Source organism: Dechloromonas hortensis (assembly GCF_009469765.1).
GTDB lineage: Bacteria > Pseudomonadota > Gammaproteobacteria > Burkholderiales > Rhodocyclaceae > Azonexus > Azonexus hortensis.
The window spans coordinates 72,960-88,494 of record NZ_SSSQ01000005.1 but is presented as its reverse complement, the minus strand read 5'-3'; the positions used below and the strand labels follow the sequence as shown (position 1 = coordinate 88,494).

The following is a 15,535-nucleotide window of genomic DNA, read 5'->3' as shown; positions in this document are numbered from 1 at the left end:
CAGCCTTGGCAATTAACGAGCGATGGTATTGGTACGGCGAATCTTGTTCTGCAACTGAATGATGCCGTACAACAAGGCTTCAGCCGTCGGAGGACAACCCGGCACGTAGATATCAACCGGTACGATCCGGTCACAACCGCGAACTACGGAATAGGAATAGTGGTAATAACCACCACCATTGGCACAGGACCCCATGGAGATAACCCAGCGCGGCTCAGCCATCTGGTCATACACCTTGCGCAACGCGGGCGCCATCTTGTTGGTCAGCGTACCAGCAACAATCATCACATCCGACTGACGCGGACTTGGGCGGAACACAACACCAAACCGGTCAAGGTCATAGCGAGCGCAACCGGCGTGAATCATCTCCACCGCGCAACAAGCAAGACCGAAAGTCATCGGCCACATCGAGCCGGTGCGCATGTAATTAATCAGCTTGTCAGCCGTAGTGGTGACAAAACCCTCTTGGAGAACACCTTCAATAGCCATGCTTTATTCCCATTCCAGCGCACCCTTGGCCCAGGCGTAGACATAGCCGACAACCAGGATGGCGACGAAAACCAGCATTTCGATGAAACCGAACAACTTGATTGAATCGGTCGCGACGATATCCTTGAAAATCGTCGCCCACGGAAAGAGGAAGGCGATTTCCAGATCAAACAGAATAAAAAGGATGGCAATCAGGTAATAGCGCACATCGAATTTCATGCGCGCATCTTCAAACGCCTCAAAGCCGCACTCATAGGGAGAAAGCTTCTCTGGATCCGGCCTACTAGGAGCAAGCAGAAAACCCATCGCAACCGGCAATACGCCGACCGCAACACCCACCAGAACGAACATCAGGATTGGAAAGTAGTTTTCCATGACCCGCCGCCAATATTCAGTTTCTTGTAAGAAACAGCAAACCTTACGGTTACTGCCCCAATTATTGGTGCCGACGGCGAGACTCGAACTCGCACAGCTTGCGCCACTACCCCCTCAAGATAGCGTGTCTACCAATTTCACCACGTCGGCACTACGTTTTTTGCCCCATCCGGCGAGGACCATGCCGGACAACGCACCTTTCTTTACTTCGGAATATCTTTTGCCTTGGAACCCGCATCAACAGGAGCCACCGCCCCCTCAGAACCCGCCGGAACCGGCAACGAAACCGCCTGCGATTGTACCGTTTCTTGCATCACACTGCCAGACGTTTTTGGCTTGCTTGACGCTACGTAAGCCAAGGCAAGGCTGGTAACAAAAAATACCGCAGCCAGAACACCTGTAGTACGGCTCATAAAGTTCGCCGAACCGGAGGAACCAAACAAACTACCGGAAGCCCCGCTTCCAAACGCCGCCCCCATATCAGCCCCTTTGCCATGCTGCACAAGGACCAGACCAACAATAGCGAGCGCCACAAGAATATGGACCGTCAAAACCAGAGAGAAAAACCAGCTCATTTCACCACCTATGAATTTGCCGCGCGGCAAATCGCAAGAAAATCTTCAGCAACCAGCGCAGCCCCACCAATCAAACCACCATCAATATCGGCTTGCGCAAACAATTCGGCAGCACCCTGCGGCTTGACGCTACCACCGTACAAAATACGCAAATTCTCGGCAACAACAGGACTCAAAGCCGCAACCTGAGCACGAATAGCCGCATGCATCTCTTGAGCCTGGAATGGCGTAGCCGTTAGACCGGTACCAATCGCCCAAACAGGCTCATAAGCCACAACGACCTTGGCGAAGCCAGCCACCCCAAGGCAATCAAGAACCACTGACAACTGCCTCGAAACCACAGACTTCGCCCGCCCGGAATCACGCTCAGCAAGCGATTCTCCAACACACAAAACCGGTGACATACCTGCAGCCAAAACCGCCGCACACTTCATTGCCACAACCTGATCGGTCTCACCAAACAACGCACGCCGCTCAGAATGACCAACAATAACGTAAGCGCAACCAAACTCGGCGAGCATTGCAGCCGCAACCTCTCCGGTATAGGCCCCCGCTTCGTGCTGACTGACGTTTTGAGCCCCCAGCATCAAGCGCGAGTGCTGCACTTTTGCCGAAACTTGAGCCAGATAGGGGTATGGAACACAAACCAAGACTTCACTATCCACGCCAGACATACCGGCAATCACCCCATCCAGCAAAGCTACATTTGCCTGAATACTGCCATGCATTTTCCAGTTTCCGGCAACAAGCTTTTTACGCATGAATTGGCTGATCTTTTATGGCGAAAAACCTTTGGATTATAGCCGGGAGCACGATTTTCGGTCAAGGCAAGCGCATCTTCAACTTGATTGCACCGCCGCCCTCACCACCGAAGCCAACTCTTCCGCCGCCACCAAAACCTGCTCGGCACTCTCCCCCTCCACCATCACACGCAGCAAGGGCTCAGTTCCCGAAGCTCGCAAAAGAACACGCCCAGATCCGGACATCCTACGCTCGATCTCGACAAGAACCATTTGAATCGAAGGATCATCCTGCCACGGAAAGCCCTTCGAAATCGGAACATTGATTAGTTTCTGGGGATACAACTGAAGGCCCGCCAGCAACCCCTTTAGCGTCCCCGCTGACTCGCGCAAAGCAGCCAGCACCTGAAGCGCAGCAACCGTACCATCCCCCGTAGTGTGGCGATCAAGCGCAAGGATGTGTCCGGAATTTTCGCCGCCAAACAGCCAACCACGTTCGTTTAACATCTCTACGACATAACGATCACCGACCGCCGCCCGCGCAAAAGGAATATCCATCCGCGCCAAAGCATGTTCCAGCGCAAGATTGGTCATCAAGGTACCGACCACGCCGGCCACTTTCCCATGCCGCGCACGTCCACAGACAATGGCATACAGCAGTTGGTCGCCATCATAAAGACAACCATCGGCATCCACCATTTGAATTCGGTCGGCATCGCCATCAAGTGCAATACCCAGATCGGCCCGCTGAGCCAGCACAGCATCAATCAGCGCCTTCGGCGCAGTCGCACCGACGCCGTCATTTATATTCAATCCGTTCGGCTGAGTCCCGACGGTCGTAACTTCAGCGCCGAGCTCGTGAAATACATCAGGTGCAGTTTGATATGCCGCCCCATGAGCACAGTCAACGACGATTTTCAGGCCGCGCAGATCGAGATCATTCGGAAAGGTACTCTTGCAAAACTCGATATACCTCCCACGCGCATCATCGATACGCCGCGCCCTACCCAGATCGGCAGAGGTCACGCACTGCATGGGCTGATCAATCAACCCCTCAATGGCTCGCTCCATCGCATCCGGCAGCTTCGTACCCTGGGCCGAGAAAAACTTTATTCCGTTATCGTAGTACGGGTTATGCGAAGCTGAAATCACGATCCCTGCCTGCAAACGCAAGGCTCGGGTCAGGTAGGCGATAGCCGGGGTTGGCATCGGGCCAACCAGACATACATCGACACCGGCAGCGGCAAAGCCAGCCTCAAGCGCCGACTCCAGCATATAGCCGGAAAGCCGGGTGTCCTTGCCAATCAGCACCGATGGGCGCTCACCCGCCGTCATCGCGGTGTTTTCCAGCAAAACTTTGCCCGCAGCGTAACCGAGGCGCATCACGAAGTCAGGCGTAATCGGAGCCTGCCCGACCCTACCGCGGATTCCATCTGTCCCAAAATATTTTCTACTCACAGAACACTCCCTGTTCGATTGCCGCCATGACTTTCAAGGCATCGCGGGTTGCCGCGACGTCATGCACTCGCAATATTTTCGCACCTTTTTGGGCAGCCAACATCGCACCTGCAACACTTGCCGCCTGACGCCCATCGACAGCCCTACCAGTAATTGCCCCCAGCATGGTCTTTCGAGATACACCGACCAACAACGGGTATCCGGCTTCACCAAGCGCGGCCAACGCACGAAAAAGAGCCAGATTGTGATCAAGCGTTTTGCCAAAACCAAAGCCTGGATCAAGAATCACACGCTCCTTAACAATCCCCGCCTGCAGGCAAGCGTCAGCCCTCTCAAGAAGATAATCATGAACCTCAGCGACCACGTTTTCGTAACGCGGCGCTTGCTGCATGCCGCCAGGCTCCCCTTGCATGTGCATGATGCAGACTGCGCAATCACTGTCACGCAGCAGATCCATCGATGTCGGATCACGCAAGCCGGTAATATCATTGAAAAGAGAGGCCCCCGCCGCTATTGCCTCCCGCATGACAGCCGGCTTGTAGGTATCGACCGAAACCGGCACCCCCCAGTCAGCAATCCGATGCAATACCGGCAACAAACGGCGCAACTCCTCGTCAGCCGGCGTTGGGATCGCACCTGGCCGCGACGACTCGGCGCCGATATCAAGGATATCCGCGCCAGCATCAAGCTGATGGCGCGCATGCGCAACCGCTCGCTCAATATCATTACTCACGCCATCACTTGAAAAGGAATCTGGTGTCAGATTGACGATACCCATCAGCAATGGGCGATCCAGGTTGAGCCGAAAACGGCCGCAATGAAGAATTGACATGGCTATAAAATAAAAAAGCCGGAAGCAAGCTCCCGGCTGTTATGAAACTCAGCGTATCAAGCTGTTGCGGTGGCTGTTGGCTCAGCCCCCGGCGTGTTATCCGACCGGGAAGGACGGGGCGCGCTTTGCGAAGGCTTCGGCGGACGCGGCGGCTTGCCATCCATGATGTCGTCGATCTGCTCGGCATCAATGGTCTCCCATTCCAGCAAGGCCTTGGTCATGGCTTCAACCTTGTCACGATTCTCTTCCAGCAGCTTGCGAGCCAGCGCGTACTGCTCATCAATAATCCGGCGAATCTCAGCATCAACCTTCTGCATCGTCGCCTCCGAAACATTCTTGTGTTGCGTTACCGAACGACCTAGAAACACTTCACCGTCATTTTCGCCGTAAACCATCACACCCAGATCGGACATCCCGTAACGGGTCACCATATCCCGAGCCATCGCGGTGGCGCGCTCAAAATCGTTCGAGGCGCCGGTGGTCATCTGATTCATGAACAACTCTTCAGCAACACGACCACCGAAAAGGACAGCAATCCGGCTCATCAGATATTCGCGATCATAGGCATAGCGATCCTGCTCCGGTAGCTGCATGGTCAGCCCCAAAGCCCGTCCGCGCGGAATGATCGTTACTTTGTGAACCGGGTCAGACTTCGGCACCAGCTTGGCAACAACCGCATGCCCCGACTCATGGTAGGCGGTGTTCATCTTCTCATCCTCGGTCATTACCATGCTGCGGCGCTCGGCGCCCATCATGATCTTGTCCTTGGCTTTTTCGAAATCCTCCATATCCACCAGGCGCTTGCTACCACGCGCCGCAAACAACGCCGCCTCATTGACCAGATTGGCCAGATCCGCTCCGGAGAAGCCGGGCGTTCCGCGAGCGATGATGTCAGCCTTGACGTCACCCGCAATCGGCACCTTGCGCATGTGAACCTTGAGAATCTCTTCGCGACCCCGGATGTCCGGCAGTGGCACGACGACCTGACGGTCGAAGCGGCCCGGTCGAAGCAGCGCCGGATCGAGAATGTCCGGACGATTAGTCGCAGCAATGACGATGATGCCCGAATGCCCTTCAAAACCATCCATTTCAACCAGCAACTGGTTCAGGGTCTGCTCGCGCTCATCATTACCGCCCCCCAGACCAGCACCGCGATGACGACCGACCGCATCGATTTCATCAATGAAGATAATGCAGGGAGCGTGCTTCTTGGCATTCTCGAACATGTCGCGAACGCGGGCCGCACCGACACCAACGAACATTTCGACGAAGTCGGAGCCAGAAATACTGAAGAACGGCACCTTGGCTTCGCCGGCAATTGCCTTGGCAAGAAGTGTTTTGCCGGTACCCGGGCTACCAACCATCAGCACGCCCTTGGGGATGCGGCCGCCGAGCTTCTGGAACTTGGAGGGGTCGCGGAGGAAATCGACAATTTCCTGGACTTCTTCCTTGGCTTCGTCGCAACCGGCGACATCGACAAAGGTAATGGTGTTCTGGGCTTCGTCGGTCATTCTCGCCTTCGACTTGCCGAAGGAGAAGGCTCCGCCCTTGCCGCCGCCCTGCATCTGGCGCATGAAGAAGACCCAGACACCGATGAGCAGCAGCATCGGGAACCAGCTAACAAAAATGCTCATCAGGAAGGATGGCTCTTCTTCGGGCTTGGCCTCGATCTTGACGCCGTTTTTCAGCAAGTCGGAAACCAGCCAGAGATCCGGCGGGGCGTAAGAGGTAATACGCTTGCCATCGGTCGTCGTCGCCTTGAGCGTGCGACCTTCCATGACCACCTTGTTGATGCGCCCCTGTTTCACTTCTTCAATGAACTGGGAGTACTCGATCGAGCCTTGTGCGACCTGACGGGTATTGAATTGGTTGAATACTGTCATCAGCACGAGACCAATGACCAGCCAGATTGCGAGGTTTTTGAACATGTTGTTCAAGCTTGCTCTCCTTCTACAGCGTAGAGCGATAAAAACGCCATTTTATACACAACTTTCAACGCAACACACGACCGAGCAAATAAAGCTCGGCGCTTCGGTCCCGAGACGCATCTGGCTTACGGACCACGACAGTCTTGAACGCTTCGCGCATAGAACGGAGAAAATTTTCGTAATCAGTTCCCTGAAAAACTTTGACCAGAAAAGCACCATCCGGTTTCAAATGAGCTTTAGAAAACTCCAGTCCAAGCTCAGCCAGATACATAACCCGCGCCTGATCAACCATAGGCACACCCGACATATTGGGGGCCATGTCGGACATTACAAGCCCCACACGCCTACTCCCGAGCTTTTCCTCGAGTTTTTTCAGGACGTCCTCTTCACGAAAATCCCCCTGAATGAAATCAACTCCGTGAATCGGCTCCATCTCAAGCAGGTCCAGCGCCAGGACAAGGCCGCCATCGCCAACCCGCTTGACCGCAACCTGCGACCACCCACCCGGGGTCGCGCCAAGATCGACGACAACCTCGCCACGCCTCAACAGGCGATCCTTGTCATCGATCTCCATCAACTTGAAAGCAGCACGAGAACGCCAGCCTTCCTTTTTCGCCAACTGGACATAGGGATCATTAATATGCTCCCGCATCCAAGCTTTGCTGGTCCTGGTTATAGCCATTCGGTAAAATGCCGTTTTTGAAAGGTTTACTATGCCGCAATTATCATCTATCGAGCGCCGTGAACTTCGCGCCCGCGCCCACAATCTGGATCCTGTTGTCTCGATTGCCGAAAATGGCCTGACCGAGTCAGTCCTCAAAGAAATCGACATCAATCTCAAGGCCCACCAGCTGATCAAGATTCGTGTCTATGGCGACAGCCGCGAGAACCGCATTGCCTATCTTGAACAGATTTGCGCCGAACTTCACGCTGCCCCCGTTCAACACATCGGCAAGCTGCTGATCGTCTGGCGTCCTGCCGCTGGCGAGGGTGCTGCGGTCAACGGCACTCAAAGCGCAAAATCGCGCGCTGCCTCTGCCCCTCGTCGTACCAAGCGCAGCTTCCAGGGCTGATCACTTCAGCCCTCGGCTGCTCCACACGACAAGCCATGCTCCCAGCAGACTCTGCACCAGGTAGAGGATGCTGGAGATGCCGTGCCAAGCGACAAAGCGGTCACGCAGCACGCTTTCCATAACCTCGCGCGGCAAGGCATCAGCTTTTAGCTGAACCATCAGCGGCTGAATGCCGAACTGACTGGCCAGGGTCATCAAGGCCATCACCAGGACCAGCCAGAAGACGCCACTCTTGAAAAAGCGGCCGCCCCAGCGCAGCACCAGAAAAAGTAACAGATAAGCCGCGCAGCCCAGACCGACCCAGCCGATCAGCGCAAATAGTTTCCCAGCAACGACCCCGGCCAGTTGCCGGTCACCCAGACTGGTGAACAAGACCGGTGCCGCCAGGTAGCCGATGGCCCACAAACCACCCACCCAAAGCGTGATGGCAATGATATAGAGGGCATCGGCCAGCCTGCGCATTGCCGAATTATTCGTAGCGAACGTCGATGATTTCGTATTCGCGAATACCACCCGGCGCCTGCACCTGGGCGATATCGCCGGCATACTTGCCAATCAGGGCGCGGGCCAGCGGCGAGCTGACCGATAGTTTGCCGGCCTTGATATCTGCCTCGTCCTCACCAACGATCTGGTAAGTCACCGCATCACCGGAGTCCTGATCCTCAAGATCGACCGTTGCGCCAAAAACGCAGCGCCCATCAGCATCCAGCAACTTCGGGTCGATGATTTGGGCATTCGACAACTTGCCTTCGACTTCCTGAATACGCCCTTCGATGAAGCCCTGGCGCTCCTTCGCAGCGTCGTACTCGGCATTTTCGGAGAGGTCGCCATGCGAGCGCGCTTCGGCGATTGCCGCGATCACCCAAGGACGATCAACCGTCTTCAAACGATGCAATTCTTCGCGCAGTCTTTCGGCACCAGCCACGGTCAACGGAACTTTACTCATCATATCTTCCAGCAAAAGCAAAACCGCCGGCGCCCAGCGAGGGGCCACCCGGCGGTTTCGGGTTCGTCTTAGTGAAGCTGTTCGTGCAGCGCCTGAATCGGATAGACCACCAGTTCGCCAAGGTTGCGAATCCCTTCGGCGGCAGCCTCAGCACCCCAGATCGTCGTGTACATCGTAACCCGGGCCTGCAGGCCGGAAGTCCGGATGGAACGCGAATCGTTGATGGCCAGACGCTTTTCTTCGACCGTGTTGATGATCAACGAAATCTCGTTGTTCTTGATCATATCAACAATATGCGGCCGACCTTCAGTGACCTTGTTGACCGATTGCACCGGCAAGCCAGCCGCTTCGATCGCATGCGCCGTACCGCGCGTCGCCACCAGATGGAAGCCGGCGTCGTGCAGATGACGGGCGATTTCGATGGCCTTGGCCTTGTCGCTATCCTTGACCGACAGGAAGACCTTGCCGGACGACGGCAGCTTGACGCTGGCCGCCAGTTGCGACTTGACGAAAGCTTCGGCAAAAGTGACGCCAACCCCCATGACTTCGCCGGTCGACTTCATTTCCGGACCAAGAATGGTATCGACGCCAGGGAACTTGACGAAGGGGAAGACCGCTTCCTTGACCGAGTAATAAGGCGGCACTACCTCGGCGGTCACACCCTGATCCTTCAGGCTGCGACCGGACATGCAGCGGGCGGCAATCTTGGCCAGTTGCAGGCCGGTGGCCTTGGAAACGAAGGGCACGGTGCGTGAGGCACGCGGATTGACTTCCAGCACGTAAACTTCTTCGTCCTTGATCGCGAACTGCACGTTCATCAGGCCACAAACGTTCAATGCCTTAGCCATCAGCTTGGTCTGACGACGCAGCTCGTCCTGCACAGCCTTGCCCAGCGAGTACGGCGGCAGCGAGCAAGCCGAGTCACCGGAGTGCACCCCAGCCTGTTCGATATGCTCCATGACACCACCGATGATGACTTCGTCACCGTCAGACAGTGCATCGACGTCCACTTCGCAGGCGTCGTTCAGGAAGCGGTCGAGCAACACTGGCGAATCGTGGGAAACCTTAACCGCTTCGCGCATGTAACGTTCAAGGTCCTTCTGCTCATGGACGATTTCCATCGCCCGGCCACCCAGCACGTAGGACGGACGAACAACCAGCGGATAACCGATTTCCTGCGCCAGGCGCAGGGCATCCTCTTCGGTACGTGCTGTACGGTTCGGCGGCTGTTTCAGGCCCAGGTCATGCAACAGCTTCTGGAAGCGCTCGCGATCTTCAGCAATGTCGATCGACTCCGGCGTCGTGCCGATGATCGGCACACCGTTAGCTTCCAGCGCCAGCGCCAGCTTGAGCGGCGTCTGGCCGCCGTACTGGACGATGACACCGACCGGCTTCTCGATGGCGACGATTTCCAGCACGTCTTCCAGCGTCAATGGCTCGAAATACAAGCGGTCGGAAGTGTCGTAGTCGGTGGACACGGTTTCCGGGTTGCAGTTAACCATGATGGTTTCGTAACCGTCTTCGCGCATCGCCATCGCGGCGTGGACGCAGCAGTAGTCGAACTCGATACCCTGGCCGATGCGGTTCGGCCCGCCGCCAAGGACCATGATCTTCTTCTTGTCGGTCGGCATCGCCTCGCACTCGTCCTCATAGGTCGAGTACATGTAGGCCGTACCGGTAGAGAATTCAGCAGCGCAAGTATCGACGCGCTTGTAGACCGGGCGGACACCCAGCGCATGGCGACGGTTGCGGAATTCAGATTCGGTCGTTTTCAGCAGATAGGCCAGGCGGCGGTCGGCAAAGCCCTTGCGCTTCAGATAACGCAACTCGTCTGCGGTCAACGATGAAAATTCGCGTTTTTCCACAGCCAGTTCGAGATCGACGATCTCCTTGATTTGAACCAGGAACCACGGATCGATCTTGGTCAGTTCAAAGACTTTGTCGACCGTCATGCCGACGCCGAAGGCATCGGCGACATACCACAGGCGGTCCGGCGACGGACGGGCCAGTTGCTCATCAATGGTTTCCGGATCGACTGTCTTCAGGTTGAAGCCATCAACACCGACTTCGAGGCCGCGCAGCGCTTTCTGCAGCGATTCCTGGAAGGTGCGGCCGATGGCCATCACTTCGCCGACCGACTTCATCTGCGTGGTCAACGTCGAATCGGCCTGTGGGAATTTCTCGAAGGCAAAACGCGGCACCTTGGTGACGACGTAGTCAATCGACGGCTCGAACGAAGCTGGCGTCTTGCCGCCGGTGATGTCGTTGGCAAGCTCGTCGAGCGTGTAGCCGACCGCCAGCTTGGCGGCGATCTTGGCGATCGGGAAGCCGGTCGCCTTGGAAGCCAGCGCCGACGAACGCGAGACGCGCGGATTCATCTCGATGACGATCATTCGCCCGTCCTTCGGGTTGATCGAGAACTGCACATTGGACCCGCCGGTATCGACGCCGATCTCGCGCAGCACGGCGATCGAGGCGTTGCGCAGGATCTGGTATTCCTTGTCGGTCAGCGTCTGGGCCGGTGCGACGGTGATCGAGTCACCGGTATGGACGCCCATCGGATCGAGGTTTTCGATCGAACAGATGATGATGCAGTTGTCCGCCTTGTCGCGAACAACTTCCATCTCGTATTCCTTCCAGCCAAGCAGCGACTCTTCGATCAGCAGCTCATGCGTCGGCGAGGCTTCCAGGCCGCGCTTGCAGATGGTCTCGAACTCTTCCATGTTGTAGGCAATGCCACCGCCCGTACCGCCCAGCGTAAAGGACGGCCGGATGATGGTCGGGAAACCGATCACTGCCTGCACCTGGTAAGCCTCTTCCATGCTGTGCGCCGTCGCCGACTTGGCGGAACCGAGACCAATCTTGGTCATCGCATCCTTGAACTTCTGGCGGTCTTCGGCCTTGTCGATGGCCTCCTTGGAAGCACCGATCAGTTCGACGTTGAACTTTTCCAGCACGCCTTCGCGATCGAGATCGAGCGCGCAGTTCAGCGCGGTCTGACCGCCCATGGTCGGCAGCAGCGCATCCGGGCGTTCCTTCTCGATGATCTTGGCGACAACCTGCCAGGTGATCGGCTCGATGTAGGTGACGTCGGCCATCTCCGGGTCGGTCATGATGGTGGCCGGGTTGGAGTTGACCAGAATGACCTTGTAACCTTCTTCGCGCAGGGCCTTGCAGGCTTGCGCGCCGGAGTAGTCGAATTCGCAGGCCTGACCGATGATGATCGGGCCGGCGCCAATAATCAAAACACTTTTTATGTCTGTACGTTTCGGCATATGTTTCTCGCTTATTTCGCCGGTTGCAACGCGGCCATACCGCGCGTCATGGTGTCGAGGAAGCGGTCGAAGAGATAGGCAACATCGTGCGGTCCGGGGCTCGCTTCCGGGTGGCCCTGAAAGGAGAAAGCCGGCACATCGGTGCGGGCGAGGCCTTGCAGCGAACCATCGAACAGGGAAACGTGTGTCACCCGCAGGTTGGCCGGCAGCGAATCGATATCGGCGGCAAAACCGTGGTTCTGGCTGGTGATCAACACCTGACCGCTATCCATGTCCTTGACCGGATGGTTGGCACCGTGGTGACCGAACTTCATCTTCATCGTCTTCGCGCCGGAGGCCAGGGCCAGCAACTGATGGCCGAGGCAGATACCGAAGGTCGGAATGCCACGCTCAAGGAACTCGCGGATGGCGGCAATGGCGTAGTCACAAGGCTCCGGATCACCCGGGCCATTCGACAGAAAGATACCATCAGGCTTCATGGCCAGCACATCGGCAGCCGGCGTCTGGGCCGGCACGACGGTCAGCTTGACGCCACGCTGGGCCAGCATGCGCAGAATATTGCGCTTGACGCCAAAATCGTAGGCAACGACATGGAAACGCGGCGCCGGGCCCTGGCCGTAGCCGGTCAAGGTCCATTCGCCTTCATTCCAGTCATACCCAGCCTTGGCGGAAACCACCTTAGCCAGATCCATGCCATTCAGCCCCGGGAAAGCCCGGGCCATGGCCAGCGCCTTCGACTCGTCGGCCTCACCGGCCAGAATACAGCCGGCCTGGGCTCCCTTTTCGCGCAGGATGCGGGTCAGCTTGCGGGTATCGATGCCGGCAATGGCGACGATGCCGTGTTTTTTCAGGTAGGACGACAGGTCGTCCTGGGTACGCCAGTTGGACGCCACGAGCGGCAGGTCGCGAATGACCAGGCCGGCAGCGTAATTGGCAGCGGACTCGAAGTCCTCCGCATTGCAACCGGTGTTACCGATATGCGGATAAGTCAGCGTGACGATTTGCCGGCAGTAGGAAGGATCGGTAAGGATCTCCTGGTAGCCGGACATGGCGGTGTTGAACACCACCTCACCGCTGGTAACGCCATCAGCGCCGATGGATTGGCCCTTGAAAACCGTTCCGTCGGCGAGGGCGAGAATGGCGGGGGTAAATGAGGGCAGCAACGACACGACCGGCTCTCCTAGTATTTTCTGCTTATTCATGTGCCAAGCGGGAAGGCTTGCGCCTCCCCGCTTGTGCTTTTTAACCTTTCTATTTTAGCCGAAAAGTGCCTTTTCAGGCAAACTCAAGGGATTAGCCGGGTGCTCACGAAGTCGGCCATCAGCGGCCGAATGCAGGCCATCTCATCGATCAGCGCCGCACAGAGATGCCGACACCCCGCCCAATCGACACTCTCGACGGCCATCACCGCATTCTCAAGCTCCATCGCCCGACGGCGAGCTGCTTCCGCGTGAAACATCGCCAGCAAACTCTTCAGCGTATGGGCATGCATGCGCAACTCCGGCGCATCGCCGGCCGCCAGCGCCTTTTGCACACGACCGATATGCTCGTCCCACTCGGCAACCAGCATCCCGGCCATCGTCGCGAACAAATCGGGGTCGCCAATATCATGCAACGCCCCTTTCAGATCCAGACGCACAGCATCCGGCGCCACGACCAGATCGGGAAGCGCCCCATCATCGGCCAGCCCGGCCTCACCACAGGCCCGCTCCAGCGCCGAAAAAAGCACATCCGGCCGCAAAGGCTTGGCAACATAGTCATTCATCCCCGCGTCGAGACAGAGTTGGCGGTCGCTGGCCATGACATTGGCCGTCATCGCCACGATATAGACCGGCCGAAACGCATGCGAGATAACCCAGCTGCGCCGCATTTCCCGGGAGCGAATGATCTCGGTCGCCTCTAGCCCGCCCATCACGGGCATCTGCATATCCATCAGGATGACGTCAAAACGCTTGTTGTCGAACTGCTCGACCGCCTCGGCGCCATTATTGGCAACCACAACGCGATGCGATTTGCTCTCAAGCATACGCAGCGCCAACTCCTGATTCACCGGATTATCTTCGACCAGAAGAATGTCGAGGGCCTGCATTTCCGTCTCTTTGGGCCCGTCCAGTTGAAAATCGGCCAACTGCAGAGCAGCAAGCCCGGCACCATCCTGACTGACCAATTCCAGCGCATCGATCAAATCACCCGGCCCGACCGGCTTGACCAGATGCGCAGAAACACCAAGCTCGCGCAGATGCACCAGATCGTGGCGCTGATTCTCGGTGGTCAGCATCATCAACAACTTTTCAGCCTTCCCCGCGGCTCGCCAACTATCGGCCAGCGCAAAACCGACCGGCGCTTCCATTCCCGCATCAGCGAAAATATAGTCATACGCGAAGTCGACCGCACGTGAGCGCTCGATCGCCGCCATCGCCGCCTCAGCCTCAAGCACCAGCGAGACCTGCAGCCCCCAGGACTCGAGCAGTTGCAATAAATAGCCACCCGCCGCAGCGCTATCCTCGATCACCAGCGCCCGCTTACCCCGAAAGCGCTGACCAGCTCCCGGCAAGGCGGCTGGCGATGATTCCTGGCCGAAGCGTGCCGTGAAGAAAAAGACCGAACCTTTCCCAGCCACGCTTTCGAGCCAGATTTTTCCGTCCATCAACTGAACTAGGCGTGCCGATATCGCCAAGCCCAGCCCCGTTCCGCCAAAGCGCCGCGTCGTCGAGACATCCGCCTGGGAAAAGGCATCGAAAATAGCCTGCTGCTTATCGGGTGGCACGCCGATACCGGTATCGCGAATCGCAAAGCGCAGGAACAGCGAGCCCGGCGTCACCTGCTCGACCGCCACCGTCAGCACCACCTCACCCTGCTCGGTGAACTTGATGGCATTACCCAAAAGATTGATAACCACCTGCCGCAAGCGCGTCGGGTCGCCGACGACTCGCCCGGGAACATCCGGCCGCACATCGACAATTAGCTCAAGGCCTTTTTTATGCGCACTGACCGCCAGCACGCGTGCTGCCTCAAGCACGACATCCTGCACCGAGAATGCGAGCGACTCGAACTGCATCTTGCCCGCTTCGATCTTTGAAAAATCAAGGATGTCGTTAACGATGGTCAGCAAGGCCTCGGCAGACGACTTGACCGTCCGCAGATAGTGGCGCTGCTCGGCATCCAATTGGGTATCGAGGGCCAATTCGGTCATCCCGATAATGCCGTTCATTGGCGTACGGATTTCATGACTCATGTTGGCCAGAAAGGCACCGCGCGCCTTGTTGGCCGCCTCGGCCACCTCTTTCGCGGCAATCAATGCCGCTTCGGCCGCCTTGGCATCGCTGATATCGCGCTGCAAAACCAGCATCCTGAGCGGTTCACCGCCGGCATCGCGCGCCGCCACCGCGCCACGCACCAGCAACCAGCGCCAGTTACCGTCGCGGGCCCGCAATCGGCACTCCGCCTGGAAATAGCGCTCCTGGCTCTGCGCGTGCGCCGTAATCCGCACCTGCAGTTCACGCAAGTCATCCGGGTGAAGCAGTTTTTTCCATTGGGCAATCGAGTTGTCGAGATCGCCTTGCTGATAACCCAGCAACTCCTTCCATTGCCGACCCGACTCGATATTGCCGCTGCGCAGATTCCAGTCGGTCAGCGCATCGCCGGACAGCAGGTTTTGCCAACCATTCAGCCCGGCATAAGCACCATAGACTGAATCGACCAGGCTCAACAGCCTTTCGGCCCCCTGCGCCAGGTCCGACTGCTGCGCATTGCGCGCAGCATCGATCAACTGCCTGAACTGCGGCTCGCCCTCACCACCGAAAACTTCCTGAAGCTGACGAGCCAGCAGCCGCGATTTCATGAC

14 protein-coding genes and 1 tRNA gene are annotated in these 15,535 nt (G+C 57.4%); 1 reads left to right on the top strand and 14 read right to left on the bottom strand.

The annotated features are described in order from the left end of the window. Positions 1-12 precede the first annotated feature (12 nt). From GH663_RS10365 to rlmE, 9 genes are all read right to left on the bottom strand, one after another. On the bottom strand, positions 13-489 hold the full coding sequence (locus GH663_RS10365; RefSeq protein ID WP_066882718.1) for a NuoB/complex I 20 kDa subunit family protein: 477 nt from the start codon (positions 487-489) through the stop codon (positions 13-15). A gap of 3 nt (positions 490-492) precedes the next feature. After that, on the bottom strand, positions 493-864 hold the full coding sequence (ndhC, locus tag GH663_RS10360; protein WP_153131547.1) for an NADH-quinone oxidoreductase subunit A: 372 nt from the start codon (positions 862-864) through the stop codon (positions 493-495). Between the two features lie 65 nt (positions 865-929). Then, a tRNA-Leu gene (locus GH663_RS10355) sits at positions 930-1,014 on the bottom strand. Between the two features lie 53 nt (positions 1,015-1,067). Next, positions 1,068-1,439 (bottom strand): preprotein translocase subunit SecG, encoded by a 372-nt coding sequence (secG, locus tag GH663_RS10350; RefSeq protein ID WP_153131546.1) that lies wholly within the window; start codon positions 1,437-1,439, stop codon positions 1,068-1,070. 8 nt (positions 1,440-1,447) lie between these two features. Next, positions 1,448-2,200, bottom strand: coding sequence for a triose-phosphate isomerase (tpiA, locus tag GH663_RS10345; RefSeq protein ID WP_153131545.1), 753 nt, complete (start codon positions 2,198-2,200; stop codon positions 1,448-1,450). A gap of 78 nt (positions 2,201-2,278) precedes the next feature. Continuing rightward, positions 2,279-3,637, bottom strand: coding sequence for a phosphoglucosamine mutase (gene glmM / locus GH663_RS10340; protein ID WP_153131544.1), 1,359 nt, complete (start codon positions 3,635-3,637; stop codon positions 2,279-2,281). Beyond that, complete coding sequence (folP, locus tag GH663_RS10335) at positions 3,630-4,469, bottom strand: dihydropteroate synthase (protein WP_153131543.1); 840 nt, start codon at positions 4,467-4,469, stop codon at positions 3,630-3,632. Before folP ends, glmM begins: the two co-directional genes overlap by 8 nt. A 56-nt stretch (positions 4,470-4,525) precedes the next feature. After that, a complete protein-coding gene (gene ftsH / locus GH663_RS10330; RefSeq protein ID WP_153131542.1) occupies positions 4,526-6,406 on the bottom strand; it encodes an ATP-dependent zinc metalloprotease FtsH in 1,881 nt (626 codons plus the stop codon). A 55-nt stretch (positions 6,407-6,461) separates the two neighbouring features. Then, entirely contained in the window at positions 6,462-7,079 is a 618-nt protein-coding gene (rlmE, locus tag GH663_RS10325; protein WP_153131541.1) for a 23S rRNA (uridine(2552)-2'-O)-methyltransferase RlmE, read from the bottom strand. 31 nt (positions 7,080-7,110) lie between these two features. Between rlmE and GH663_RS10320 the strand changes: the two genes are divergently transcribed. Continuing rightward, the gene (locus tag GH663_RS10320) at positions 7,111-7,470 is read left to right on the top strand and encodes a YhbY family RNA-binding protein (RefSeq protein ID WP_153131540.1); all 360 of its coding nucleotides are present in this window, start codon (positions 7,111-7,113) and stop codon (positions 7,468-7,470) included. Here GH663_RS10320 and GH663_RS10315 read toward each other — a convergent pair whose 3' ends face one another. The 5 genes from GH663_RS10315 to GH663_RS10295 form a co-directional block, all read right to left on the bottom strand. Continuing rightward, entirely contained in the window at positions 7,471-7,932 is a 462-nt protein-coding gene (locus GH663_RS10315; RefSeq protein ID WP_153131539.1) for a DUF4149 domain-containing protein, read from the bottom strand. It abuts the gene before it with no gap. A gap of 7 nt (positions 7,933-7,939) precedes the next feature. Further along, positions 7,940-8,416 (bottom strand): transcription elongation factor GreA, encoded by a 477-nt coding sequence (greA, locus tag GH663_RS10310; RefSeq protein ID WP_153131770.1) that lies wholly within the window; start codon positions 8,414-8,416, stop codon positions 7,940-7,942. A gap of 68 nt (positions 8,417-8,484) precedes the next feature. Further along, complete coding sequence (gene carB / locus GH663_RS10305; RefSeq protein ID WP_153131538.1) at positions 8,485-11,691, bottom strand: carbamoyl-phosphate synthase large subunit; 3,207 nt, start codon at positions 11,689-11,691, stop codon at positions 8,485-8,487. 11 nt (positions 11,692-11,702) lie between these two features. Continuing rightward, on the bottom strand, positions 11,703-12,893 hold the full coding sequence (gene carA, locus GH663_RS10300) for a glutamine-hydrolyzing carbamoyl-phosphate synthase small subunit (RefSeq protein WP_343029828.1): 1,191 nt from the start codon (positions 12,891-12,893) through the stop codon (positions 11,703-11,705). Between the two features lie 83 nt (positions 12,894-12,976). Further along, complete coding sequence (locus tag GH663_RS10295) at positions 12,977-15,532, bottom strand: response regulator (RefSeq protein WP_153131537.1); 2,556 nt, start codon at positions 15,530-15,532, stop codon at positions 12,977-12,979. Positions 15,533-15,535 lie beyond the last annotated feature (3 nt).

What these genes read in the sequence shown, in the direction of transcription:
- GH663_RS10365 (WP_066882718.1), bottom strand. Translation starts at nt 489, where the DNA reads ATGGCTATTGAAGGTGTTCTCCAAGAGGGTTTTGTCACCACTACGGCT.
- ndhC (WP_153131547.1), bottom strand. Translation starts at nt 864, where the DNA reads ATGGAAAACTACTTTCCAATCCTGATGTTCGTTCTGGTGGGTGTTGCG.
- secG (WP_153131546.1), bottom strand. Translation starts at nt 1,439, where the DNA reads ATGAGCTGGTTTTTCTCTCTGGTTTTGACGGTCCATATTCTTGTGGCG.
- tpiA (WP_153131545.1), bottom strand. Translation starts at nt 2,200, where the DNA reads ATGCGTAAAAAGCTTGTTGCCGGAAACTGGAAAATGCATGGCAGTATT.
- folP (WP_153131543.1), bottom strand. Translation starts at nt 4,469, where the DNA reads ATGTCAATTCTTCATTGCGGCCGTTTTCGGCTCAACCTGGATCGCCCA.
- rlmE (WP_153131541.1), bottom strand. Translation starts at nt 7,079, where the DNA reads ATGGCTATAACCAGGACCAGCAAAGCTTGGATGCGGGAGCATATTAAT.
- GH663_RS10320 (WP_153131540.1), top strand. Translation starts at nt 7,111, where the DNA reads ATGCCGCAATTATCATCTATCGAGCGCCGTGAACTTCGCGCCCGCGCC.
- GH663_RS10315 (WP_153131539.1), bottom strand. Translation starts at nt 7,932, where the DNA reads ATGCGCAGGCTGGCCGATGCCCTCTATATCATTGCCATCACGCTTTGG.
- greA (WP_153131770.1), bottom strand. Translation starts at nt 8,416, where the DNA reads ATGAGTAAAGTTCCGTTGACCGTGGCTGGTGCCGAAAGACTGCGCGAA.
- carB (WP_153131538.1), bottom strand. Translation starts at nt 11,691, where the DNA reads ATGCCGAAACGTACAGACATAAAAAGTGTTTTGATTATTGGCGCCGGC.
- carA (WP_343029828.1), bottom strand. Translation starts at nt 12,893, where the DNA reads ATGAATAAGCAGAAAATACTAGGAGAGCCGGTCGTGTCGTTGCTGCCC.
- GH663_RS10295 (WP_153131537.1), bottom strand. Translation starts at nt 15,532, where the DNA reads ATGAAATCGCGGCTGCTGGCTCGTCAGCTTCAGGAAGTTTTCGGTGGT.